The organism is Amycolatopsis sp. 195334CR (assembly GCF_017309385.1).
Lineage (GTDB): Bacteria > Actinomycetota > Actinomycetes > Mycobacteriales > Pseudonocardiaceae > Amycolatopsis.
Window position 1 is genome coordinate 913934 of record NZ_JAFJMJ010000003.1, and the last position, 23455, is coordinate 937388.

Below are 23455 nucleotides of genomic sequence, written 5' to 3' on the forward strand. Positions count from 1 at the left end.
GTGGCCGGCGGCCGTCGATTTCCGTCACGGCCCGCCTTCCACCGGATAACGGTTCAAAATTCAGCTCTGAACGAACACGGTTTCCTCACCCCGTTTCGGCGGGTGCGACCGGCTGCGGACGACTGCTGGCGACAGGGCTCTGACCTGCGGAAACAAGGGCTCCGGTCACCGGCTGTTCCGGACTGGCGGGGCCACTTGCGACATCCGGGGTAATTCGGCGTGACACACCTCCCACGGAGATGGGAACACTTGCGGCTTCCGAAACGTCTGCAAGAGTAGAAGCAGCGAACACCGAGGAGCCGGAGACGCCCCGTCGCCGGATAAGTACCGGAGTGGTCGCGGCTGGATCGATGGCATCGGCCCCGCCGATGCCGGGACGGAGGGAGACTCCCATGACTTCGCCTACGCTCACCCGCCCCGAACTGACCGCTGCGGACCGTTGCGACCGGTGCGGCGCCGCGGCCCAGGTTCGCGCCGTGCTCCGCAACGGTGGCGAGCTGCTCTTCTGCGGCCACCACGCCAGGGCTCACGAGGACAAGCTCAAGGAACTCGAAGCGAGCATCGAGCGAGGCTGACACCACTCAGCCACCCGGCAGCCATCCATCCGTCTCGGGCGGGGATCCCTCAGCAGGGGTCCCCGCCCTCTGTAATTTTGGCCGCGCCTCCGGGCGCCCCACGCGAGGTCGCGCCGGTCAACTGAGGGAGGCGCGACGGGCCGCCCAGCGGCACGGCGTGCCTTCCTCAGTTGACCGGGTCCAGAGCGACCTCGCCCGCCGCGCCGGAGGCGCGGCCAATCACACCGTGTCCAGGACGCTCTCGAAGGCCACTTCGGCGGCGCCCAGCAGCTTCACGTCGACGCCCAGCGCGGACGGCACGATCCGGGTGCCACCGACCGCGCGGCTGACCATGCTCCGCCGCTGCACCTCGGCGGTGACCTTGCGCACGATCTCCTCCGGCAGCATGCCGAACAGCTCACCCAGCACCACCAGCTGCGGCCCGAGCAGGTTCACCACGTTGACCAGGCCCAGCGTCAGCCACTCGGCGAACTCGCCGAGCTTCTCGCCCGCCCGCTCCGGGTCCTTCTCCAGCTCCCGCAGCTCCACCAGCAGCACCCCGCGCGGGGTCTCCTCCGGCACGTCCAGCGCCCGCCGCAGCGCGGCCTCGCCCACCTCGGTCTCCCAGCAGCCGCTGCTGCCGCAGTAGCAGCCGCGCCCGCCGGGCCGGATGACCATGTGCCCGAGTTCGCCGATGTACCCGGCCGCCCCGCGCAACGAGGAGCCGTCGGCGATCACGCCGCCGCCGACCCCGACGTCCGCCGAGACGTAGACCGCGTCCGACGAGCCCTTCGCCACCCCGCGCAGGTGCTCGGCGACCGCACCCAGCTCGGCGTCGTTCCCGACGACCACCGGCATGCGCAGCACCGAGCCGAGCCGCTCGCCCAGCGCCACGTCGGTCCAGCGGAGGTTGGGTGCCTGGTGCACGTAGCCGTCCGAGCGCCGGACCACGCCGGGCACCGAGACGCCGGTCCCGATCGGTTCCACGCCGAGATCGGCGGCGAGCATGCCCGCCGACTCGATCACGTGCGTGATCACCTCGTCCGGTTCCCGCGAGCGGCCACGCAGGTTCCAGCTGTTGCGGCCGAGGATCTGCCCGCCGAAGCCGACCAGTGCCAGTGCCACGTGCTCGACCTGGATGTCCACCGCGAGCACCACGGCGGCCTGCGGCTGCGGCAGCACGAGCAGGGAGGGCCGCCCGGCCCCCCGCCCCGGTCGCGGCACCCGCTCCTCGACCACCCCGGCCTCGGCGAGGCTGTCCACCAGCGTCTTGATGGTGCTCCGGTTGAGCCCCAGTTCGGTGGCCAGGGCGGCCCGGGTGACCGGGCCGCCCACGTGCAGCAACCGCAGCAGGGTCGTGCGGTTGTGCCTGCGCACCTCGTCGGGTCGTGCAACGGGTGTGCTGGTCACGATGGTTATCGTCCCATGTGCACGGTCAGCGCGGCGAAGCCGCCGCGCGACGCCGCGAAAGCGCGTCCACGGTGGCCGCCAGCAGCAGCACCAGCCCAGTCACGATGGAGACCACCGCGGCGGGCTGCTTGAGCAGGCCGAGGCCGTTGGCCACCACGGCCAGCACGGTGCCACCGATGACCGCGTCGAAGACCCGGCCCTTGCCACCGAACAGCGAGGTCCCGCCGATCACCGCCGCGCCGACCGCGAACAGCAGCGTGTTCAGGCCACCGGCCTGCGGATCCACCGAACCGACCTTCGACGAGTAGACGATCGCGCCGACCGCGGCCACCGCCGAGGACACCACGAAAACGCTCGCCCGGATCTTGGTCACGTTGATGCCCGCGCGGCGCGCCGCCTCGGCGTTGCCGCCGACCGCGTAGATGTGGCGGCCGTAGCGGGTCCGGTTGAGCACGTAGGTGCCGATGGTCAGCAGCACCAGCACGATCGGCACCACGTACGGCACGCCCGAGATGACGATGGTCGGGCTGGGCGCGCGGTTCAGCGTGAGCAGGTAGGTGGCCACCGCGGCGAGCAGGGCGACGCCGCCGACCTTGAACAGCACCAGCGGGGTGGGCTGGGTGACCAGGCCGCGCTTGAGCCGGGTGAAGTGCCTGCCCAGGGTCACCGCGGCGAACCCGCCGGCGCCGAGGAAGAACAGCAGCCAGCTGCCGAAGGTGGACAGGTTGCCGTTGGCCACCTTGTCCAGCACGCTCGACGAGCTGATGCCGAGCACGCCGCCGTCGCCGATGAACTGCAGGATGACGCCCTGCCAGGCGAGGAACAGCGCCAGCGTCACCACGAACGACGGCATGCCGATCTTGGACACCAGGAACCCGGTGATCGAGCCGATCGCCGCGCCGACGCACAGCGCCAGCAGCATCTCCACCCAGGGGTTGGCGGCGATGCCGAGCAGCGCGATCGCGATGGCCACCACGGAGAGCACGGCGCCGGCCCAGATCCGCAGGAAGATCGCCAGCGCGGCACCGAGGCCGAGCACGATGACGAAGATGTAGAAGACCGTGGAGCCCATGCCGCCGAGCAGGTTGCCGTTCTCCACGTAGTGCATCGCCATCACCGCGGCGGTCACCCCGGACGCGGTGCCCGCGGCCAGGTCGATCTCGCCGATCAGCAGCACGAAGACGATGCCCATCGCGATGATCGTCTGCCCGGCGCCCTGTGCGAGCAGGTTCGCGATGTTGTTCAGCGAGAGGAACACGTCCGACATCCCGGTGAACACCGCGACCAGGACGACCAGTCCGAGCAACGCGGGCAGCGAACCGAGCTGCCCGGCGCGCAACCGGGAGAAGTAGTCGCGGACGGCCTCCGCGGTGGACATCGAGGTGGTGTCGATCCCGAAGTCGGAGATCGCGGCCTTGGCGGACCCGGAGCCGGTCACCTCCGGCTCGGCCGGCTTGGCGGGGGTCTCAGTCATGTTCTCTTTCTCCACTTACAGCACTGCGGCTTCGGGACGGGCCAGGCCGAGGTCGCCGGAGCGACCGGCGGTGATCAGTTCGACCACCTGCCCGTGGGTGACGTTCTTGGTGTGCACGTCGGCGACGAGGCGGCCGAGGTAGAGCACCGCGATGCGGTCGGCGACCTCGAACACGTCGGCCATGTTGTGGCTGATCAGCACCACACCGAGGCCCTGCTCGGCGAGGCGGCGGACCAGGTCGAGCACCTGGCGGGTCTGCGCGACGCCCAGCGCCGCGGTCGGCTCGTCGAGCAGCACCACCTTGCTGTCCCACAGCACCGACTTGGCGATGGCCACGGTCTGGCGCTGCCCGCCGGACAGCGCGGACACCGGGGTGCGCACCGACTTCACCGTGCGCACCGACAGCGAGGCCAGCGTCTCGCGCGCGGCCTGCTCCATGCTGGCCTCGTCGAGCAGCCAGCCGCTGCCGCGCTCGCGGCCGAGGAACATGTTCTGCACGATGTCGAGGTTGTCGGCCAGCGCGAGGTCCTGGTAGACGACCTCGATGCCGAGCTCGGCGGCGTCCTTGGGGCCCTTGATGCTCACCGGCTCGCCCTGGAACAGCACTTCCCCGGAGTCGGTCGGGTGGATCCCGGCGATGCTCTTGACCAGCGTGGACTTACCCGCACCGTTGTCGCCGACCAGCGCGGTGACCTCGCCTGCCCGCACCGAGAAGTCCACGTCGTGCAGGACGTGGACCGGGCCGAAGCTCTTGTTCACCGCTTTGAGTTCGAGAATCGGAACTGTCATCTGAGTTTTCTCCGGGCTGCTGGTTACACGGGTGGGCCCGGGCTGGGGTGCGCCTTCGGGGCACGCACCCCAGCCCGGAGCTCGGGGGCTCGGCTACTGGATGCCGAGTTCGGTGCAGGCGGGCTGCAGGTCGCCGGCGCAGATCTCCGACGCCTTGACGTAGCCCTGGTCGACGACCTTCTTGATGTCGGCCTTGAGCACGGTCTGCGGGGTCAGCAGCACCGACTTGACGTCGCGGCCGCCCTTGTCGTCGCGGGCGGTGCCGGTGGCGATCGCGTCGGCGGCGGCCTTGTCGCCCTTGGCCAGCGCGGCGGCCAGCTTGGCGGCGGCCTCGGCCTCCTCCTTGATCGGCTTGAACACGGTCATGTACTGGTCACCGCGGAGGATGTTCTTCAGTCCGTCGGCGGTGGCGTCCTGGCCGGTGACCGGGACGGTGCCGTTGAGGCCGTTCTTCTTCAGCACGGTGATGATCGCGCCGGCCAGGCCGTCGTTCGCGGCGACCACGCCGTCGACCTTGCCGCCGTTGCCGGTGAGGATCTGCTCGAAGGTCGAGCCACCCTTCTGGTTGTCCCAGTTGTCGATGGCCTGCTTCTGGACCAGCTTCAGCGTGCCCGAGGTGTACAGCGGGCCGAGCACGCGCTGCTGGCCGTTGTAGAACAGGGTCGCGTTGTTGTCCGTCGGCGCGCCCTCGATCTCGATGACCTGCGCGGCCGGCTTGTCCTTGAGCGCGTCGGCCAGCGCCTGGCCCTGCAGCTCGCCGACCTTCTCGTTGTCGAACGAGACGTAGTAGTCGGAGGAGCCGCCGAGGTTGAGGCGGTCGTAGTCGATGGTGGGGATGCCGGCGTTGCGCGCCTTGGTCGCCACCGCGCTGCCGACCTCGCTGTTGATCGAGGCGATGATCAGCACCTTGACGCCCTGGGCGATCATGCCGTCGGCGAGCGTGCTGAACTTCTGCACGTCACCCTGGGCGTTCTGCACGTCGGGGTCGAGACCGGCGGCGCGGAGCGCCTCTTCGATCATCGGCTTGTCGAAGCCTTCCCAGCGGGCCGAGCTCGCCGTCTCCGGCAGCACCACGCCGACCTTCGCGCCGCCGGTGGCGGGCTGCTGCCCGGCGGTGGCGGTGCCGCTCGAGCCTGCCGGCGGGGCTTCGGAGTTGGCCCCGCAGCCCGCGAGTGCGATCGTGACGCTCGCCGCCGCGGCGAAGAGGGCAAGAGTCTTTGTCCTGCGCATCCGTTGTCCTTCCCGGATTCTGCGCCCGAGCAGCGCGGCGGCCCTGCCCGGACCGGCGCCCCGTCGCGCAAATGTTGTGGGCGACAACATATGTCCCGGCAGGTTACCAACGGAAGAAGTCTGAATCGATCCAGTACCGGATGTCCGGATACGTTTTGGCAACAGGGCCACCTAAGTCCACTCCGGACGCAGCGTGACCGGCGAGCGGGTGACTGCCCAGGGTGGGTGTCCGCCCACTATCCGCAGCGTGACGATCCGGGGCCAGGGACCGGGTGCAGGTTCACCCGATAGGCGGGCACCCAGAAACCCCTCACCAGGAGGGTCCGGGGTCGGCCCGGTGCTGTGAATGTGGCTTTCACTGCGGATTCCGCAGTGAAAGCCACATTCACAGCGCTGCTGCCACCCTTCGCGACGGCGGAGCGGGGTCGCGTGGGGGCCATGAAGAAACCCGCCCACCCGGGTCCGGGGACCTGGGTGGGCGGGTTCGGCTCGGAGCTACCAGGAGCGCAGCGTGACCACGCGTTCTTCCAGCTGTTCCAGCGTGGCCATCGCGGTCGGCGGGCCACCGCAGGCCGCGCGGAGTTCGTTGTGGATCTGGCCGTGGGACTTCCCGGTGCGGTGGTGGTACATGCCGACCAGGGCGTTCAGTTCCTTCCGCAGCGCACCCAGGCGCTCGGCCACCGTGCGCGGCTTGGGTGCCGGGGGCGGGGCCTCCACCTTGGGCTTGCGGCGCTTGTCGTCGGCGAGTTGCTCTTCCTGGCGCTTGCGCAGCAGCGCGCGCACCTGGTCCGGCTCCAGCAGGCCCGGCAGACCCAGGTACTCCTGCTCCTCGTCCGATCCCGAGAACACCGCGGTCCCGAACGAGTTGCCGTCGTAGATGACCTGGTCGAGTTCGGCGGAGGCACCCAGGGACGTGAACGCCTTCTCCTCCTCACCAGGCTCGTCCTCGGTGCGGTTCGCGGCGACCAGCAGCTCGTCGTCCCAGCCGTCCTTCTCGCGGTGCGGCTTGCCCAGCACGTGGTCGCGCTGGACCTCCAGCTCGCTCGCCAGCTCCAGCAGCACCGGCACGCTCGGCACAAAAACGCTCGCCGTCTCACCGGGCCGCCGCGCCCGCACGAACCGGCCGATCGCCTGCGCGAAGAACAGCGGCGTCGAAGCGCTCGTCGCGTACACCCCGACCGCCAACCGCGGCACGTCCACGCCTTCGGACACCATGCGCACCGCGACCAGCCAGCGGTCCGTCGACTCGGAGAACTCGCCGATGCGCGCGGACGCCTTCGGATCGTCGGACAGCACCACCGCGGGCGCCTCGCCCGAGATGCGCTGCAGGATCTTCGCGTACGCGCGGGCGGAGTCCTGGTCGGTGGCGATGACCAGGCCACCGGCGTCGGGCATGCTCGTGCGGACCTGGCTCAGCCGCGTGTCGGCGGCCTGCAGGACCGCGGGCACCCACTCACCGGACGGGTCGAGCGCGGTGCGCCAGGCGCGGGCGTTCTGCTCCGCGGTCAGCGGCTCGCCGAGCCGCGCGGTGAACTCGTCCCCCGCGCTCGTGCGCCACGACGCCTCCCCCGAGTAGGCGAGGAAGACCACCGGCCGCACGACGCCGTCGGCGAGCGCGTCGGAGTAGCCGTAGGCGTGGTCGGCGCGGCTGCGCATGGCGCCTTCGCCGTCCGGCTCATAGGTGATGAACGGGATCGGCGAGTCGTCGCTGCGGAACGGTGTCCCGGTCAGTGAAAGCCGCCGGACCGCGGGCGTGAACGCCTCGCGCACCGCGTCACCCCACGACTTGGCGTCGCCGCCGTGGTGGATCTCGTCCAGGATCACCAGCGTCTTGCGGTTCTCGGTGCGCACCCGGTGCATCGTCGGGTGCGCGGCGACCTGCGCGTAGGTGACCGCGACCCCGCGGTAGTCCGAGGAGGTCACGCCGGTGGTGTTGCGGAAGTTGCTGTCGATCGCGATGCCCGCCGCCGCGGCCGAGGCCGCCCACTGGTGCTTGAGGTGCTCGGTGGGCGTGACGATGGTGACCGCCTCGATGGTGCGGTCGGACAGCAGTTCGGCGGCGATGCGCAGGCCGAAGACGGTCTTCCCGGCGCCGGGCGTCGCCACCGCGAGGAAGTCCTTGGGCTTGGTCGTCAGGTACTTGGTCAGCGCGCGGCGCTGCCAGGCGCGCAGCGGCCGGACGGTGGTGTCCTGGCCGGGCGGCGGAGCGCTGAATCCGGCGGCCGCCCGATCGTGCTGGGCCGTCTCCGACAAAGAGGTCCAACTCCCCTCTGGGCGTGCTATCCCCTGCGACTACATGCGAACGCCCCCGCGTGGCACCGCTGCGGAGGCTCCGACGAGCTTACCCGCCGCCCCCGACAACTTCGTGCCGCGCCACGGCGGGCGGCGGCGAGAGCACGGCCACAACCCGGCGACACCCCGGCAAGAGGTGCCCCCACGAGCCAAATTCGCCCGAATGCACCATGCTTGAGGGTGAAGATGAACACAGCCGACCCCGAACCCGACGCAGACCCCGACGCCGAGCGGGCGCCGGGGCCCAAGCCTGCCCGCAAGCGCCCGCTGCGGTTGATCCAGCGCACGCTGAACAAGGCGTGGGACGGCAACATCTTCTCCGAGTCGGCCGAGGCCGCGTTCTGGCAGACGCTCTCGCTGCCACCGCTGCTGCTCGGGTTGCTCGGCAGCCTCGGCTTCATCGGCGACTGGTTCGGCCAGGGCGTGGTCACCGCCGTGCACGACCGGATCATCGCCTTCTGCGCGCAGATCTTCAGCTCCGACGTGGTCACCCGGATCATCGAGCCGACGGTCAACGACATCCTGACCATCGGCAAGGGCGAGATCGTCTCGATCGGCTTCCTGATCTCGCTGTGGGCCGGTTCCTCGGCGATGTCCTCCTTCGTCGACGCGATCACCGTGGCCCACGGCCAGTACGGCGTGCGCAACGAGGTCTGGCAGCGGATCTTCGCGCTGCTGCTGTACCTGGTGATGCTGGTCTTCCTGGTGGTCGGCCTGCCGGTGATCGCGATCGGGCCGGACCTGCTGCCGGAGTTCTTCCCGGACAGCTGGCAGCCGACCGTGCGGGACCTGGTCGGCACGCTGTACTTCCCGGTGCTCGGCGCGCTGCTGGTGCTCGCGCTGGCCACGCTGTACAAGCTGGCGCTGCCGCGCAAGCTGCCGTGGCACCGCGGCCTGCCGGGCGCGGTGCTGGCCATGGCGATCTTCCTGCTCTCCAGTGTGGGCCTGCGGATCTACATCTCCTGGATCACCACCACCGGCTACACCTACGGCGCGCTGGCCACGCCGATCGCCTTCCTGCTGTTCACCTTCTTCATCGGCCTCGCGGTGGTCGGCGGTGCCTACTTCAACAGCGCCATCCAGGAGCTGTGGCCGGCCAAGATGACCCGGCGCCAGCGGCGCAAGTGGCGGCGGCTGGAGATGGAACGGGCCAGCGAGCGGCTGCGCACCGAGGAGGGCCGCAAGCTCTGGGAACGCACCACCATCCCGCTGCGGCGCCCGCGGAAGGCCGAACCGGAGCCCGAAGCCGAGCCGCGCGGTGACGCGGACGAACCGGCCGAACACCCGGCGCGACCGGCTGAAACCCCGCCCTCATCCCAAAGTAGGACGTGAATCCACTCCTCGGTTGAGCCGCGGGTACGGGCCGTGATGACAGGCTTCAGCGGTGCCACGCACCGGCGTGGCCCGCACCTAGGGGGTTCCCGTCATGTCCGCGCTGGCCAAGCTCAGCCTCCGGAACAGAAGCCTGATCGGCCTGCTGGCCATCCTGGTACTCGGCTTCGGCGCACTCGCGCTGCCGCAGCTCAAGCAACAGCTCTACCCGTCGCTGCAACTGCCGAGCGCGGTGGTGGTGACGCCGTACCCCGGCGCCTCCCCCGACGCGGTGGACCGCCAGCTCACCCAGCCGATCGAAGGCGGGATCCAGGGCATCACCGGGGTCGAGGAGGTCACCTCCACCTCGGCCGAGGGCGCGTCCACGGTGGTGGTCCAGTTCGCCTACGGCACCGACATCGACGCCTCGGTGAACCAGTTGCAGCAGGCGGTCAACCGGCTGCGCCCGCAACTGCCGGAGAACACCGAGTCCACCGTGACCGCGGGCGGCACCGACGACATCCCGGTGGTCATCCTGGCCGCCTCCGCCCCCGGTGACCAGCAGCAGTTCGCCCAGCGGCTGAACCGGGAAGTGGTGCCGGAGCTGCGCAAGGTCACCGACGTGCGCGACGCGACGGTCACCGGTGCGCAGGAGAAGACGGTCACCATCGACGTCGACTACGCCAGGCTCGCCGCGGCCGGGGTGGAGCCGACCGCGCTGGCCACCGCGCTCAAGACCGCGGGCGCGGCCGTGCCGGCGGGCACCATCGAGGACGGCGAGCGCACGCTCTCCGTCGAGGTCGGCGGCGGACCGGTCACTGTGGACAGTCTGCGGAACCTCCAGCTCTCCCCCACCGCGAAACTCGGTGACGTGGCGACCGTGGAGCCCTCGCTCGCGGCGGCCAGTTCGATCACCCGCACCAACGGCAAGCCGAGCCTGGGCATCAACGTCACCATGGTCACCGACGGCAGCGCGGTCGCGGTTTCCGACGCGGTGGCGGCGAAACTGCCCGAGCTGAGCCAGAAGCTGGGCGCCGAGCTGACCCCGACCTTCGACCAGGGCCCGCAGGTGGCCGAGGCGGTCAGCGGGCTGACCACCGAAGGGCTGCTGGGGCTGGCCTTCGCCGTGGTGGTGATCCTGCTCTTCCTGCTCTCGGTGCGCTCGACCCTGGTCACCGCGGTGTCCATCCCGCTGTCGGTGGTGGTGGCGCTGCTCGCGCTGTGGGCCGGCGACCTCTCGCTCAACCTGCTCACCCTCGGCGCGCTGACCATCGCCGTCGGGCGCGTGGTGGACGACTCGATCGTGGTGCTGGAGAACATCAAACGGCACCTCGGGTACGGCGAGGGCAAGCAACGTGCCGTGCTCAACGGCGTGCGCGAGGTGGCGGGCGCGGTCACCGCGTCCACGCTCACCACGGTCGCGGTGTTCCTGCCGATCGCCTTCGTCGGCGGCATGGCCGGTGAGCTGTTCGCGCCGTTCTCGCTGACCGTCACCGTGGCGCTGCTGGCTTCCCTGCTGGTTTCGCTGACCGTGGTGCCGGTGCTGGCCTACTGGTTCCTCAAGCCGCCGAAGGCCGCGGCGTCCGCCGAAGAGGCCGAGGCGAACCTCCAGCGCGCGCTGGAGAAGGAGCGGCGGGGCCTGCTGCAGCGGCTGTACGTGCCGGTGATCCGGTTCGCCACCCGGCGGCGGCTGACCGTGGTGCTGCTGTCCCTGCTGATCTTCGCCGGCACCATCGGGCTGACCGCGAAGCTGGAGACGAACTTCCTCGATGACGGCGCCACCACCACGACCAGCCTGAGCCAGAAGTTCGAGCCGGGCACCGGCCTGGACACCCGCGAGCAGGCGGCGATCCGGGTGGAGCAGGCGCTGGCGGCCACCGGCGAGGTGGAGAAGTACCAGGTCACCGTGGGCAACGACCCGGTCGCCGCGATGTTCGGCGGGGGCGGCGCGAGCACCACGAACATCAGCATCACGGTCAAGGAGGGCACCGATCTCGACGCCTTCGAGAACCGCCTGCGCGACACCCTGAACGGCCAGCAGGGCCTCGGTGAACTGGAGTTCGGCGGTGCGGCGGCCGGTCCGGCGTCGGACGAGGTGTCGGTGACCGTGACCGCGCCGGACGAGGCGTCGCTGCGCCCCGCCGCCGACGCGGTGGAGCGGGCCTTCGGCGAGGTCGGCGGGCTGACCGCGGTGACCAACGACCTGGCCGCGGGCATGCCGCGGGTGCAGATCGAGGTCGACCAGGTCAAGGCGGCCCAGCGCGGGCTGAGCGCGACCACCATCGGGCAGCTGGCCAACCAGGCCATCGCCGGGCAGACGGTCACCCAGCTGCCGGTCGACGGCACCCGGACCGACATCGTGCTGCGGAGCGGGGACAAGCCGGGGACCGCGGCGGCGGTGGCCGCGCTGCCGGTGCCGACCGCGACCGGGATCGTCCGGCTGGACCAGGTGGCGGCCGTGCGCACGGTGGACGGGCCGACCGAGGTCAAGCGCACCGACGGGGAGCTGAGCACCACGGTCTCGGCCAAGGCGACCGGGTCCGACCTGGCCGCGGTGACCAGGGACCTGACCGGGAAGCTGGACGCGCTGGCGTTGCCGGGCGGTGCCGCCTACACGCTCGGCGGGGTGAGCCAGGAGCAGAACGAGGCCTTCGCCGAGCTGGGCCTGGCCATGCTGGCGGCGATCGCGATCGTCTTCCTGATCATGGTGGCCACCTTCCGCAGCCTGGTGCAGCCGCTGATCCTGCTGGTGTCCATCCCGTTCGCGGCCACCGGGGCGATCGGCCTGCTGCTGCTCACCGGTACCGCGCTGGGGCTGCCCGCGCTGATCGGCATGCTGATGCTGATCGGCATCGTGGTGACCAACGCGATCGTGCTGATCGACCTGGTCAACCAGTACCGCGACGAGGGCATGAGCGTGGCGGACGCGGTGGTCGAGGGCGGCAGGCGGCGGCTGCGCCCGATCCTGATGACCGCGGCGGCGACCATCTTCGCGCTGGTGCCGATGGCGCTCGGGCTGACCGGGCAGGGCGGGTTCATCGGGCAGCCGCTGGCGATCGTGGTGATCGGCGGGCTGGTCAGCTCGACCGTGCTGACGCTGATCCTGGTGCCGACGCTGTACACCATGGTCGAAGGCCGCAAGGAACGGCGGCGCGCGAAGAAGGCGGCGCGCACCGAAACCCCGGAACTGGCCGGCGCCCACTAGCGCGCGCGAGTGCTGTGAATGTGGCTTTCACTGCGGAATCCGCGGTGAAAGCCACATTCACAGCCTCAAGCGGGGGTCAGTCGCCGCCGGGGCGGAGGCCCTCGTAGATCTTCTGGCAGTCGGGGCACACCGGCGAGCCCGGCTTCGGCGACTTCGTCACCGGGAACACCTCTCCGCACAGCGCCACCACGTGATTGCCCATGACCGCGCTTTCGGCGATCTTGTTCTTCTTCACGTAGTGGAACATCTTCGGGGTGTCGTCGTCCGTGGTGTCGGTGCCCTCGGGACGGGTGTCGACTTCCGGCAAGGTCTGCGTACTCACCCCTCCATAATGGCAGTATCGGCGCCATGTTCCAGAAGGTGCTCGCCAGCTTCGGCTCCGGTGGCGCGCGGCTCGACGCGCGGCTGACCGATCGCGCCGTCCAGCCCGGCCGTCCCCTCCGCGGTGAGGTCCTCCTGCTCGGCGGCGAAGTCGATCAGGAGATCAACGCGCTGGGCATCCGGCTGATCGCCAGGGTGGAGATCCCGTCGGACCGCGGGGAGCCGGAGATCGGCGACCTCGGTTTCGGCGACCAGCACCTGGCGGGCAACGAGGTGATCCGGCCCGGCCAGCAGGTCCGGCTGCCGTTCGAGATCGCCCTGCCGTGGGAGACGCCGATCAGCAGCGTGTTCGGCAAGCCGCTGGCCGGGATCGCGGTCGGCGTGCAGACCAGCCTCGACCTGGCGGGCAGCGTGTCGGACCCGCGTGACGTCGACGCCGCGTCGATCGAGCCGCTGCCCGCGCAGAAGCGGGTGCTCGACGCGATGAGCCGGGTCGGCTTCACCTTCACCGGCGCCACGCTGGAGAAGGGCCGGATCAACGGCGTCACCCAGCAGCTGCCGTTCTTCCAGGAGATCCGGTTCAGCCCGTCGCAGCGGTTCGCGCCGGTGTTCGAGTCGGTGGCGGTGACCTTCCTGTCGAACCCCACCGAGACCACCGTGGTGCTCGAAGTGGTCAAGCGCGTCCGGGTGAGCAAGACCGGCGGCTTCGGCGGGCGCGGCCAGGAGTTCCTCGGCTCGTTCAAGGTCGACCACGCGAACCTCGAACGGGTCCCGTGGGAGAAGCAACTCGAAGGCTGGCTGCACGACGTGGCCAAGGCCCGCGGGATCTTCGACTGAACGCGCGGGAGGCCTGGCTGCAGGCCCACGTCACGCTCGGCGGTGACCTGGAGGTCGGGGCCCGCGCGGCCGCCGAACTCGCGGCCCAGTACGCCCAGCCGCACCGCCGGTACCACACCGCCGAGCACCTCGAAGCCGTGGTGCGCGACAGCGCGGAGATCGGGGCTGACCTGGGCTTGCCCGCCCGCGAGCAGGCACTGGTCACGCTCGCGGCGTGCGCGCACGACGTGGTCTACGACGCCAGCCCCGGCCACGACGAGCGGCACAGCGCGGACTGGGCGGTGAGCTGGCTGGAGACCGCCGGGCTGGGCGGTTCGGACGTGCTCCGGGTCGAGGAGCTGGTGCTGACCACGCTCGGGCACGACGCGCCCGCCGAGGACCTGGCCGCGTCCGCGCTGCTCGACGCCGATCTCGCCACCCTCGGCGCGCCGGACGCCGCGTACGACGCGTTCTCGGCGAACGTGCGCGCGGAGTACGCCGCCGTGTCCGATCAGGACTGGGCGGCCGGCCGGTCGAAGGTGCTCGCGCGGCTGCTGGCGCGCGACCCGCTGTACCGCACCGCGCTCGGCCGGTCGCGCTGGGAGGCGGCGGCCAAGCGGAACCTGGCCAGGGAGCTGGGTGTGCTGACCCGGGAAGCGCCGCCGTCACCTGATCGGTGAGGATGTCCCGTTGTGACCGATTACCTGACCGTGGCCCCCGAAGTGGCCGACGCCCTCGCCGACGGCAATCCCGTGGTGGCGCTGGAAAGCACGATCCTCTCGCACGGCCTGCCGCCGGGCCGGAACCTGAAGGTGGCCGCCGAGCTGGAGCGCGCGGTGCGCGGGGCGGGCGCGGTGCCCGCCACCATCGCGGTGCTGGACGGCCGCGCGGTGATCGGCCTGTCCCCCGCCGAGCTGGAGCGGGTCTGCGCCGAGGACGCCGGGCTGGACAAGCTCTCGTGGCGCGACCTCGGCCCGGCACTGGGGCTGGGCGGTTCGGGCGCGACCACGGTGGCCAGCACCTCGGCGCTGGCGCACGCGGCGGGGATCGGCGTGTTCGGCACCGGCGGCCTCGGCGGGGTGCACCTCCCGCTGCCCGGCGCCACCGGCACCTGGGACGTCTCCGCCGATCTCGGCGCGCTGTCCCGGCTGCCGGTGCTGGTGGTCTGCTCCGGGGTCAAGTCCATTTTGGACATCGCGGCCACGCTGGAGGTGCTGGAGACCAACTCGGTGCCGGTGCTCGGCTACCGCACCGGCGAGTTCCCCGCCTTCTACCGCCGGAGCTCCGGCTTCGAGCTGAACTGGCGGGTGGACGACGCCAAGCAGGCCGCCGCCGCCTTCGCCGCGCACCGGCGGCTCACCGGTTCCGCCGCGCTGCTGGCGAACCCGATCCCGGAAGAGTTCGAAATGGACGCTTCGCTGCACGACCGCCTGCTCGCCGAAGGGCTCGAACTGCTGCGGGAGCGCGAGGTGCTCGGCTCGGACGTCACGCCGGTGCTGCTGGAGCACTTCCACACCGCCAGCGGCGGGGTGAGCCTGGACGCCAACGAGGCGCTGGTGGTGTCGAACGTGCGGCTCGCCGCCGAGGTGGCCGTGGAGCTGAGCGCATGATCGTCGTGGTCGGGGACGCCGGGCTGGACGTGGTCGCCCAGCACGACGGGCCCATCCTGCACGGCGGTGACGTGCGCACGAAGGTGCGGTTCGCCGGTGGCGGCGCGGGCGCGAACACCGCGATGTGGCTGCGGGCGGCCGGTGCCGAGCCGACGCTCGTCGCGCGCATCGGCGACGACGCCGGCGGACGGCTGATCCGCGCGGAACTGGAAGCCGCCGGGATCCGGTGCGCGCTGGCCGTGGACCCCGAGGCCACCACGTGCTGCGTGGTCGTGCTGGTGGACAACGACGGCCAGCGGAGCATGCTGCCGGACCGCGGCGCGAACGCCCGGTTCTGCCCGGAGGACGTCACGGCGGAAGCGCTGGACGGTGCCCAGCACCTGCACCTGTCGGGGTACGTCCTGCTCGACGCCACGTCACGGCCCGCCGGGCTCGCGGCACTGGCGGCCGCCAAGCGGGCCGGGATGACCACCTCGGTGGACCCGCAGTCGGCCCCGTTGCTGACCGACGGCGCGCAGTTCCTGGCGGACGTGCGCGGGGTCGACCTGCTCATGCCGAACGCGGCGGAGCTGGCCGCGCTGACCGGCTCCGGCGACCCGGCCGCGGCCAAGGCGCTGCTCGGCACGGTCGGCGAGGTCGTGGTCACCTCGGGCATGGACGGCGCGAGTTGGGTGAACGGCGACGGCGTGGTCTCGGTGCCCGCGGAACCCGCCGAGTGCATCGACTCCACCGGCGCCGGGGACGCCTTCGACGCGGGCGTGCTGGCCGCCTGGCTGTCCGGTTCGTCCCATGAGGACGCCCTGCGCGCCGGGGTCCGCTTCGGCGCCAGGGCGGTCGGCAAGGTCGGCGCCCAGCCGTGAACCCCGGCCGGCGGGAGGTCAGCCGTCGATCACGCGGTGTTCGCGTTGCTCGATGGCCTTGGCCTCCCGCTGGTACCGGCTGACCGACTCGGCCTTGCGCGGCGGGCGGTCGTTCGCGATCAGCACGGCCACCCAGGGCAGCGGGATCGACAGCACGATCAGCCCCAGCGCCAGCCACCAGGTGTGGTAGAAGACCCCGGCCAGGATGAGGCAGGGGAACCGCAGCCCCATCATCAGCATGTACTTGCGCTTGCGGGCGCCGAGCTGTTCCTCGTAGGACGCCTGCGCCTCGGTGATCAGGACCGGCTCGGAAGTGCCTCGCGGCTCACTCACCACACCACCTCCAACCCACCCATGTTCCCACTCCGCCCGCTCATCCGACACCCGGGGGCGCGAGCCGGTGCAGTGCGCCGACCACGAGCGTCTCCACCCCGGCGGACAGCGTCGGGTGCGGGACCGGGGCGAACCGCGGCGAATGGTTCGACGGCACGTCCGCCTCGAACCGGCCGGCCGCCATCGCGGTCAGCACCAGCTCCGGGTCCAGACCGCCGACCAGCCAGTACACTGACGGCACCCCGGCCGCGGTGCCGAACTCGCTGAAGTCCTCGCTGCCGGTCACCAGCGGTGCCTCCAGCACCCGGTCGGCGCCGAAGTGCGCGCGGAACGCCTCGGTCAGCTCGTCACTGGCGGCGGCGTCGTTCCTGGTCACCGGGAAGCTGCCGATCTCGGTGATCTCCGGCGGCTTCGGCGCGCCCGCCACCGCGGCCTCGCCGTGCACGATGCGCTCGATCGCGGCGAGCACCTTCTTCCGCACGGTTTCGTCGAACGTCCGCACGTTGACCTCGATCACCGCGTCGTCGGCGATCACGTTGTGCGTGGTGCCGACGTGCATCGAACCGACGGTGACCACCGCGGACTCGTTCGCCGAGATCTCGCGCGAGACGATCGTCTGCAACCGCATCACCACGGACGCCGCCAGCACGGCCGGGTCGACCGTGGTCTCCGGCCGCGAACCGTGCCCGCCGCGGCCGTGCAGCACGATCCGCAGCGCGTCGGTGGCGGCCATGATCACGCCGGGCCGGGTGAGCACCCAGCCCGCCGGTCCCGGCACCACGTGCTGCCCGAGCACCACGTCCGGCCGCCCGCCCAGGTCGAAGAGGCCGTCGGCGATCATGCCCTCGGCCCCGCCGCCGACCTCCTCGGCGGGCTGGAAGACCACCTGCAGCGTGCCGGACCAGGCCTCCCGCCGCGCGGCCAGCAGTGCCGCCGCCCCGGTGAGCCAGGTGGCGTGCATGTCGTGCCCGCACGCGTGCATCACGGGCACCTCCTGCCCGTCGGCACCGGTGACGCGGGCCGTGCTCGCGTACTCCAGCCCGGTCTTCTCCTCGACCGGCAGCGCGTCGATGTCCGCGCGCAGCATGACCTTCGGGCCGGGTCCGTTGCGCAGCACGCCGAGCACGCCGGTCTGCCCGACGCCGCGGTGCACCTCGTACCCCGCCGCTTCGAGGCGGTCCGCCAGCAGTCCGGCGGTCCGGTGCTCGGCGAAGGCCAGTTCGGGGTGGCGGTGCAGGTCGAGGTAGAGCGCTTCCAGGTCCGGCAGCAGCCCGGCCAGCCCGGCCAGCACGTCGGTCACTTCTCCTCCAGGTGGCTCAGGTCTTCGGCGTCCAGGCCGAGGTCGCGGCGCATCTCCGCGCGGAGCAGGCGGTACTCGCGCTGCCCCTTGTGCCACTTCCCCAGATCGTCGCCGCCCTTCTCCAGGAGCTTGGCGGCGAGATCGAAGCGCGGCAGCATCGACTCCTTCAGCTTCACCCGGATCCGCTCGGGTGCGTGCAGGTTCACCGGTCCGAGGGCGTGCCGCGCCTTCGACACGACCTCGCGCAGGTCGTCCGCGAGCACGACATCGTTCTCATCCCCCTTGCGAACCCGGTACAGCGCGAAGTCGAGGGCTTCCACCACGCCGATCAGTTCGGCGTAGGCCTCCGCCCGTGCCTCGTGCGTGCGTTCCTCCTTCTGCCGTTCCCAGCGCAGATCCTCCCGCTGCTGTTCACGACGCCAGCGCCGTTCCTCGCGGAAGGTGGTGATCACCTGCGCGGTGACCACACCGGCGACACCGAGCACGCCGACCAGGATCGGCACCCAAAGTGGTACCTGTGCCGAAGACATGGCGACCAACCTAGTGGTCGCCCCCGGAAGTCCTTCGGGGTCTCGACGGCCCAGCTTCCCGCTGGACGCACCGCGCAAAGGCCCGAGTACGACTCGGTACGAGGACCTTCACGCGGCACGCCCAGCGGAAACCTGGATCCGCCGATACCCACGAAGGGCTTCCGGGGGCAACCACTGGTGGTCGTCCCCGTGGGATCATGCGCACTCGTGAGCGATCTTCCTGAGTTCTCCCCCGACTTCCGCGCCCGCCTGCGCGACGCGCTGCGCGAAGCCCGCTACGACACCGACGGGGTGGTGGAGGCGCTCGGCGGTGCCGCGCACGCCGCGCTCGGCCGCGGTGAGCCGGAACTGGCGTTCCGCGCCAGCCGGGACGCGGGCTCGCTCGGCGTGCTGATCCGGCTGTTCCTGCTGGGGTCCACCGAAAGCGAGGCGGCCGTCGCGGACGCGCTGCCGCTGGACGGTTCGCTCGAAGCCGGGCTGGTGCGCCGCGCCGAGAACGGCATCCGCGCCGGGCTCGACCTCCGGCCGCACGGGGACGACGACACCTCGTGGTGGGTGCTCTCCGACCTCGACTCCGACGTGCTCGGCCACCCGGTCCCCGAGGACCACGTGCTCGGGGTCGGGCACGCCTCGCTCAGCCTCATCCGCGCGACCAGCCGCCGCCCGGTCGGCAGCCTGCTCGACCTCGGCACCGGCAACGGCGTGCAGGCGCTGCACGCGAGCCGCCACGCGAGCCGGATCACCGCCACCGACATCTCCGACCGCGCGCTGGCACTGGCCAAGGCCACCTTCGCGCTCAACGAGGTGGACGTGGAGCTGGCGCGCGGCGAGTGGTTCGCACCGGTGGCGCGCCGCCGGTTCGACCAGATCGTCTGCAATCCCCCGTTCGTGGTGGGCCCGCCGCGGGTGGACTACGTCTACCGCGATTCCGGCCTCGGCGGCGACGACGCCAGCGCGCTCGTGATCCGCCAGCTGCCCTCGTTCCTCAACGAGGGTGGCGTCGGCCAGCTGCTCGCCTCGTGGCTGCACGTGAAGGGCGAGGATTGGGCCGATCGGGTGCACCGCTGGCTGCCCGCGGGCACCGACGCCTGGTTCGTCCAGCGGGACGTGGCCGATCCCGGGCTGTACGTCGGCACCTGGCTGCGTGACGCCGGGCTGGACCCGAAGTCGCCGGAGGGCCGCGCCAAGGCGGGTGCCTGGCTCGACTGGTTCGCCGAGCACGACGTCGAGGGCATCGGGTTCGGTTTTGTCACCCTGCGCCGGACCGGCGGCACGCCCACGGTGGTCTGCGAGGACCTGCGCCAGGCGTTCGACGATCCGCTCGGCGCCGAGGCGGCGGGCTGGCTCGACCGGGTGGACTGGCTGCGCGAGCACCACACCGAGTTGTTGGAGACGCGGTTCACCGTGCCGGACACGGTCGTGCTCGAACGGGTCGACAACGCCACCGACGAGGGCTGGCAGACCGCGATCCGCCGCCTGCACCGCACCGACGGGCCCGGCTGGCAGCACGAACTGGACGAGCTGGCCACCGCGCTGCTGGCGGGCTGCCGCGGCGCGCTGCCGCTGGAGGACCTGCTGGAGCTGCTGGCCTTCGGGCACGGCCAGGAGGTCGAGGAGCTGACCGAGGCCGCGCTGCCGGTGGTCCGCGAACTGGTGCGGCACGGCATGCTGCTGCCGGTGACCGGGCGATGAGGGCCGTGGTCGCCAGGGTGACCGAGGCGAGTGTCACAGTCGACGGCGAGGTGGTGGGCTCCATCACCGAACCGGGACTGCTGGTACTGCTCGGCATCCGCACCGACGACACCGAGGAACAGGCCGCGACGATGGCCAGGAAACTGCACGAACTTCGCATTCTTCGCGAAGAACGTTCGTGTGCCGACACCGGCGCGCCGCTGCTGGTGGTCAGCCAGTTCACCCTCTACGGCGAGACCCGCAAGGGCAGGCGGCCGTCCTGGGGCAACGCCGCCCGTGGGGATATAGCGGAAAAACTGGTGGATTCCGTGGTTTCCGAACTGCGCGGGCGCGGTGCGCCGGTGGCCACCGGCCGCTTCGGCGCGATGATGTCGGTGCACAGCGTGAACGACGGCCCGTTCACCGTGCTGGTCGAGGTCTGACGGGTGGTCTAGACCACAAGACGACGCTGACTCCCCGCTGTCACACCGAAGCTACTGAGCCGTTCTCAGGAAAAGCTCAGGCTTGCTGGAGCAACTTCGGCCTCCCCGGAGCCGTCTTCTCTTCGACGACTCGGGAACGTTTCGAGACACCGAGGCGTTGAACCGAATGTCCGGCCAGCCAGCCGGACTCACGAGACGGGTTCCACAGGCCCGTCCCGTGACGCACAGCGTTGGCGTGTGACGCCAGCCACACACGTCAGCCCGTGACCGGGGAGGCAGAAATGTCAGTCCAGACTCTTGAGCGCGAAGCCAGGGGCATTCGCCGCCGCAAGATTCCCAAGTCCGTTTCCGACGATACGGGCACTTCCTCCTCGAGCGCCACCTCGCCGGGCGCGCAGAGCGTCCAGCCCACCGCGCTGGTCCCCGAAGGCGCCGACCTCGACGCCCAGAGCCCGGCCGCCGACCTGGTCCGCGTCTACCTGAACGGGATCGGCAAGACGGCCCTGCTCACCGCGGCCGACGAGGTCGAGATCGCCAAGCGCATCGAGGCGGGCGTGTTCGCCCAGCACATGCTGGACACCGCCGCGGACCTCACCCCGAAGCGCCGCGCCGAGCTGTCCGCGCTGGTCCGCGACGGGGGCGTGGCCAAGAACCACCTGCTCGAGGCCAACCTGCGCCTGGTCGTCTCGCTGGCCAAGCGCTACACCGGCCGGGGCATGCCGCTGCTGGACCTGATCCAGGAGGGGAACCTGGGCCTGATCCGCGCGGTGGAGAAGTTCGACTACTCCAAGGGCTTCAAGTTCTCCACCTACGCCACCTGGTGGATCCGCCAGGCCATCACCAGGGGCATGGCCGACCAGGGCCGCACCATCCGGCTGCCGGTCCACCTGGTCGAGCAGGTGAACAAGCTGGCCAGGATCAAGCGCGACCTGCACCAGCAGCTGGGCCGCGAGGCCACCAACGAGGAGCTGGCCGCGGAGTCGGGCATCGCCGAGCACAAGATCGCCGACCTGCTCGACCACGCGCGTGACCCGGTAAGCCTGGACATGCCGGTGGGCACCGAGGAGGACGCCCCGCTGGGCGACTTCATCGAGGACTCCGAGGCCACCGACGCCGAGAGCGCGGTGATCTCCGGCCTGCTGCAGGACGACCTGCGGCGCGTGCTGGCCACCCTGGACGACCGGGAGCAGCACGTGATCCGGCTGCGCTACGGCCTCGACGACGGCCAGCCGCGCACGCTCGACCAGATCGGCAAGCACTTCGGGCTCTCCCGCGAGCGCGTCCGCCAGATCGAGCGGGAGGTCATGTCCAAGCTGCGCCAGGGTGAGCGGGCCGACCGCCTGCGGGCCTACGCCAGCTGATCCACCTGGCGCAACACGCAGTGTGACCGTTGTGCACCCGTTCGGCCGCGTTGACTTATGACGTGTGTCACGAGACGGTCGGGGGCAGGCCTCCCGATCGTCTCGGCTCGGGCCACACCATGAGTTTCGCGGTGGGTGCTCCTCGCACGGCACCGCTTTCCCCGGAAGGTCGGGTCCGTCGGGGTGGGCCCGGCCTTCCGTTTATTCGCGCTCTCCCGGCTGAGGTACGGTGCCAGCACCGAAATCCGCGTGCAAGGGAGCCCGCGCAGTGCCCGAACTGCCTGCCACCACCACTTTTCAGCACACCGAGGTCCTGCCGCTGCGCGAGGACACCGAAACCGAGTACCGCCTGGTCACCGACGAGGGTGTCCGCGTGGTCGAGGCCGCCGGGAAGGAGTTCCTCGAGGTGGACCCGGCCGCGCTGACCCAGCTCGCGCGCACCGCGATCACCGACATCCAGCACCTGTTGCGCTCCTCACACCTGGCGCAGCTCCGCTCGATCGTCGACGACCCCGAGGCCAGCGGCAACGACCGCTTCGTGGCGATGGACCTGCTGCGCAACGCGGCCATCTCGGCCGGCGGGGTGCTCCCGATGTGCCAGGACACCGGCACCGCCATCGTGATCGGCAAGCGGACCGAGCGCGTGCTCACCGGCGGCACCGACGAGGAAGCCCTCTCCCGCGGCATCTTCGACGCCTACCAGGAGCTGAACCTGCGGTACTCGCAGATGGCGCCGGTGAACTTCTGGGAGGAACGCAACACCGGCACGAACCTGCCCGCGCAGGTCGAGCTGTACCACAAGGACGGTGACGGGGACCCGAAGTACGAGTTCCTCTTCATGGCCAAGGGTGGCGGCAGCGCCAACAAGACCTTCCTCTACCAGGAGACCAAGGCGGTGCTGAACCCCAAGCGCCTGGCCCGGTTCCTGGACGAGAAGCTGCGCAGCCTGGGCACCGCGGCCTGCCCGCCCTACCACCTGGCGATCGTGGTCGGCGGCACCTCGGCCGAGTTCAACCTCAAGGTGGCCAAGCTCGCCTCCGCGCGGTACCTGGACGACCTGCCCACCGAGGGTTCCCCGCTGGGCCACGGGTTCCGCGACGTGGACCTCGAGCAGCAGGTGCTGGAGATGACCCGCGAGTTCGGCATCGGCGCGCAGTTCGGCGGCAAGTACTTCTGCCACGACGTGCGGGTGATCCGGCTGCCGCGGCACGGCGCCTCCTGCCCGGTGGGCGTGGCGGTGTCCTGCTCGGCCGACCGGCAGGCCAAGGCGAAGATCACCGCCGACGGTGTGTTCATCGAGCAGCTGGAGCGCGACCCGGCCCGCTTCCTGCCCGACGTCACCGAGGACGACCTCTCCGGTGAGCTGGTCGAGGTGGACCTCAACCGCCCGATGGCCGAGATCCGCGAGCAGCTGTCCGCGCTGCCGGTGAAGACGCGCCTGTCGCTGACCGGGCCGCTGGTGGTGGCCCGCGACATCGCGCACGCGAAGATCGCCGAACGCCTGGACGCGGGCGAGGAGATGCCGCAGTACCTGCGCGATCACCCGGTCTACTACGCCGGCCCGGCCAAGACGCCGGACGGCTACGCCTCGGGCTCGTTCGGCCCGACCACGGCCGGGCGGATGGACTCCTACGTCGAGCAGTTCCAGGCGGCGGGCGGCTCACTGGTGATGCTGGCCAAGGGCAACCGGTCGAAGAAGGTGACCGCCGCCTGCCAGGCACACGGCGGTTTCTACCTCGGCTCGATCGGCGGCCCGGCGGCCCGGCTCGCGCAGGACTGCATCAAGAAGGTCGAAGTCCTCGAATACCCCGAACTCGGCATGGAAGCCGTGTGGAAGATCGAGGTCGAGGACTTCCCCGCGTTCATCGTGATCGACGACAAGGGCAACGACTTCTTCGCCGAGACCGCCGAGCCGGTGCTGCAGATCTCGTTCCGGAGCTGAGCC

The 23455-nt window shown here is 70.9% G+C and carries 20 protein-coding genes; 11 read left to right on the forward strand and 9 right to left on the reverse strand.

The features are described from left to right. The first annotated feature begins 392 nt into the window (after positions 1–392). Positions 393–575, forward strand: coding sequence for a hypothetical protein (locus tag JYK18_RS41465; protein WP_206809415.1), 183 nt, complete (start codon positions 393–395; stop codon positions 573–575). Between the two features lie 219 nt (positions 576–794). On the opposite strand, the gene JYK18_RS41470 is transcribed toward JYK18_RS41465, so the two are convergent. The 5 genes from JYK18_RS41470 to JYK18_RS41490 all read right to left on the reverse strand — a co-directional run bounded on the left by JYK18_RS41470 (position 795) and on the right by JYK18_RS41490 (position 7710). Then, on the reverse strand, positions 795–1964 hold the full coding sequence (locus tag JYK18_RS41470) for an ROK family transcriptional regulator (protein WP_206809417.1): 1170 nt from the start codon (positions 1962–1964) through the stop codon (positions 795–797). A 25-nt stretch (positions 1965–1989) separates the two neighbouring features. Then, positions 1990–3438, reverse strand: a complete 1449-nt coding sequence (locus tag JYK18_RS41475; protein ID WP_206809420.1) for a sugar ABC transporter permease — start codon at positions 3436–3438, stop codon at positions 1990–1992. Positions 3439–3453: 15 nt separating this feature from the next. Beyond that, a complete protein-coding gene (locus tag JYK18_RS41480; protein ID WP_206809422.1) occupies positions 3454–4227 on the reverse strand; it encodes an ATP-binding cassette domain-containing protein in 774 nt (257 codons plus the stop codon). A 93-nt stretch (positions 4228–4320) separates the two neighbouring features. Beyond that, positions 4321–5457, reverse strand: coding sequence for a sugar ABC transporter substrate-binding protein (locus JYK18_RS41485; protein ID WP_206809424.1), 1137 nt, complete (start codon positions 5455–5457; stop codon positions 4321–4323). 495 nt (positions 5458–5952) lie between these two features. Then, positions 5953–7710, reverse strand: a complete 1758-nt coding sequence (locus tag JYK18_RS41490) for a DEAD/DEAH box helicase (RefSeq protein ID WP_206809425.1) — start codon at positions 7708–7710, stop codon at positions 5953–5955. Between the two features lie 225 nt (positions 7711–7935). On the opposite strand from JYK18_RS41490, the gene JYK18_RS41495 reads away from it, so the two are divergent. Both JYK18_RS41495 and JYK18_RS41500 read left to right on the forward strand, forming a co-directional pair. Beyond that, positions 7936–9081 (forward strand): YihY/virulence factor BrkB family protein, encoded by a 1146-nt coding sequence (locus JYK18_RS41495; RefSeq protein ID WP_206809426.1) that lies wholly within the window; start codon positions 7936–7938, stop codon positions 9079–9081. Between the two features lie 94 nt (positions 9082–9175). Next, positions 9176–12265, forward strand: coding sequence for an efflux RND transporter permease subunit (locus JYK18_RS41500; RefSeq protein WP_206809427.1), 3090 nt, complete (start codon positions 9176–9178; stop codon positions 12263–12265). 76 nt (positions 12266–12341) lie between these two features. Here the strand turns inward: JYK18_RS41500 and JYK18_RS41505 are convergent, their stop codons facing one another. After that, positions 12342–12587 carry a DUF3039 domain-containing protein gene (locus tag JYK18_RS41505; RefSeq protein WP_206809428.1) on the reverse strand — a complete coding sequence of 82 codons (246 nt, stop codon included), beginning with the start codon at positions 12585–12587 and terminating at the stop codon, positions 12342–12344. Between the two features lie 26 nt (positions 12588–12613). On the opposite strand from JYK18_RS41505, the gene JYK18_RS41510 reads away from it, so the two are divergent. From JYK18_RS41510 to JYK18_RS41525, 4 genes are read left to right on the forward strand one after another with little or no spacing between them, the layout of a single operon-like run. Further along, positions 12614–13423: a sporulation protein gene (locus JYK18_RS41510; protein ID WP_206809429.1), complete on the forward strand. Its 810-nt coding sequence runs from the start codon at positions 12614–12616 to the stop codon at positions 13421–13423. Further along, entirely contained in the window at positions 13360–14082 is a 723-nt protein-coding gene (locus tag JYK18_RS41515; protein WP_307796299.1) for a hypothetical protein, read from the forward strand. Before JYK18_RS41510 ends, JYK18_RS41515 begins: the two co-directional genes overlap by 64 nt. Before the next feature lie 12 nt (positions 14083–14094). Next, on the forward strand, positions 14095–15012 hold the full coding sequence (locus JYK18_RS41520) for a pseudouridine-5'-phosphate glycosidase (RefSeq protein WP_206809430.1): 918 nt from the start codon (positions 14095–14097) through the stop codon (positions 15010–15012). Continuing rightward, positions 15009–15872 (forward strand): carbohydrate kinase family protein, encoded by an 864-nt coding sequence (locus JYK18_RS41525; RefSeq protein WP_206809431.1) that lies wholly within the window; start codon positions 15009–15011, stop codon positions 15870–15872. The genes JYK18_RS41520 and JYK18_RS41525 overlap by 4 nt, the downstream gene beginning before the upstream one ends. 18 nt (positions 15873–15890) lie before the next feature. On the opposite strand, the gene JYK18_RS41530 is transcribed toward JYK18_RS41525, so the two are convergent. The 3 genes from JYK18_RS41530 to JYK18_RS41540 are packed head-to-tail and all read right to left on the reverse strand — an operon-like array spanning position 15891 to position 18035. After that, complete coding sequence (locus JYK18_RS41530; RefSeq protein WP_307796300.1) at positions 15891–16205, reverse strand: DUF3099 domain-containing protein; 315 nt, start codon at positions 16203–16205, stop codon at positions 15891–15893. 40 nt (positions 16206–16245) lie between these two features. Beyond that, positions 16246–17505: an amidohydrolase gene (locus tag JYK18_RS41535; RefSeq protein WP_206809433.1), complete on the reverse strand. Its 1260-nt coding sequence runs from the start codon at positions 17503–17505 to the stop codon at positions 16246–16248. Beyond that, positions 17502–18035, reverse strand: a complete 534-nt coding sequence (locus tag JYK18_RS41540; RefSeq protein WP_206809434.1) for a hypothetical protein — start codon at positions 18033–18035, stop codon at positions 17502–17504. Before JYK18_RS41540 ends, JYK18_RS41535 begins: the two co-directional genes overlap by 4 nt. Positions 18036–18242: 207 nt before the next feature. Between JYK18_RS41540 and JYK18_RS41545 the strand changes: the two genes are divergently transcribed. From JYK18_RS41545 to JYK18_RS41560, 4 genes are all read left to right on the forward strand, one after another. Then, positions 18243–19727: a class I SAM-dependent methyltransferase gene (locus JYK18_RS41545; RefSeq protein WP_307796301.1), complete on the forward strand. Its 1485-nt coding sequence runs from the start codon at positions 18243–18245 to the stop codon at positions 19725–19727. Continuing rightward, a complete protein-coding gene (dtd, locus tag JYK18_RS41550; RefSeq protein ID WP_206809436.1) occupies positions 19724–20149 on the forward strand; it encodes a D-aminoacyl-tRNA deacylase in 426 nt (141 codons plus the stop codon). The genes JYK18_RS41545 and dtd overlap by 4 nt, the downstream gene beginning before the upstream one ends. A gap of 281 nt (positions 20150–20430) precedes the next feature. After that, positions 20431–21510 carry a sigma-70 family RNA polymerase sigma factor gene (locus JYK18_RS41555; RefSeq protein ID WP_242584008.1) on the forward strand — a complete coding sequence of 360 codons (1080 nt, stop codon included), beginning with the start codon at positions 20431–20433 and terminating at the stop codon, positions 21508–21510. Between the two features lie 268 nt (positions 21511–21778). After that, positions 21779–23452 (forward strand): fumarate hydratase, encoded by a 1674-nt coding sequence (locus JYK18_RS41560; RefSeq protein WP_374195103.1) that lies wholly within the window; start codon positions 21779–21781, stop codon positions 23450–23452. The last annotated feature ends 3 nt before the right edge of the window (positions 23453–23455 follow it).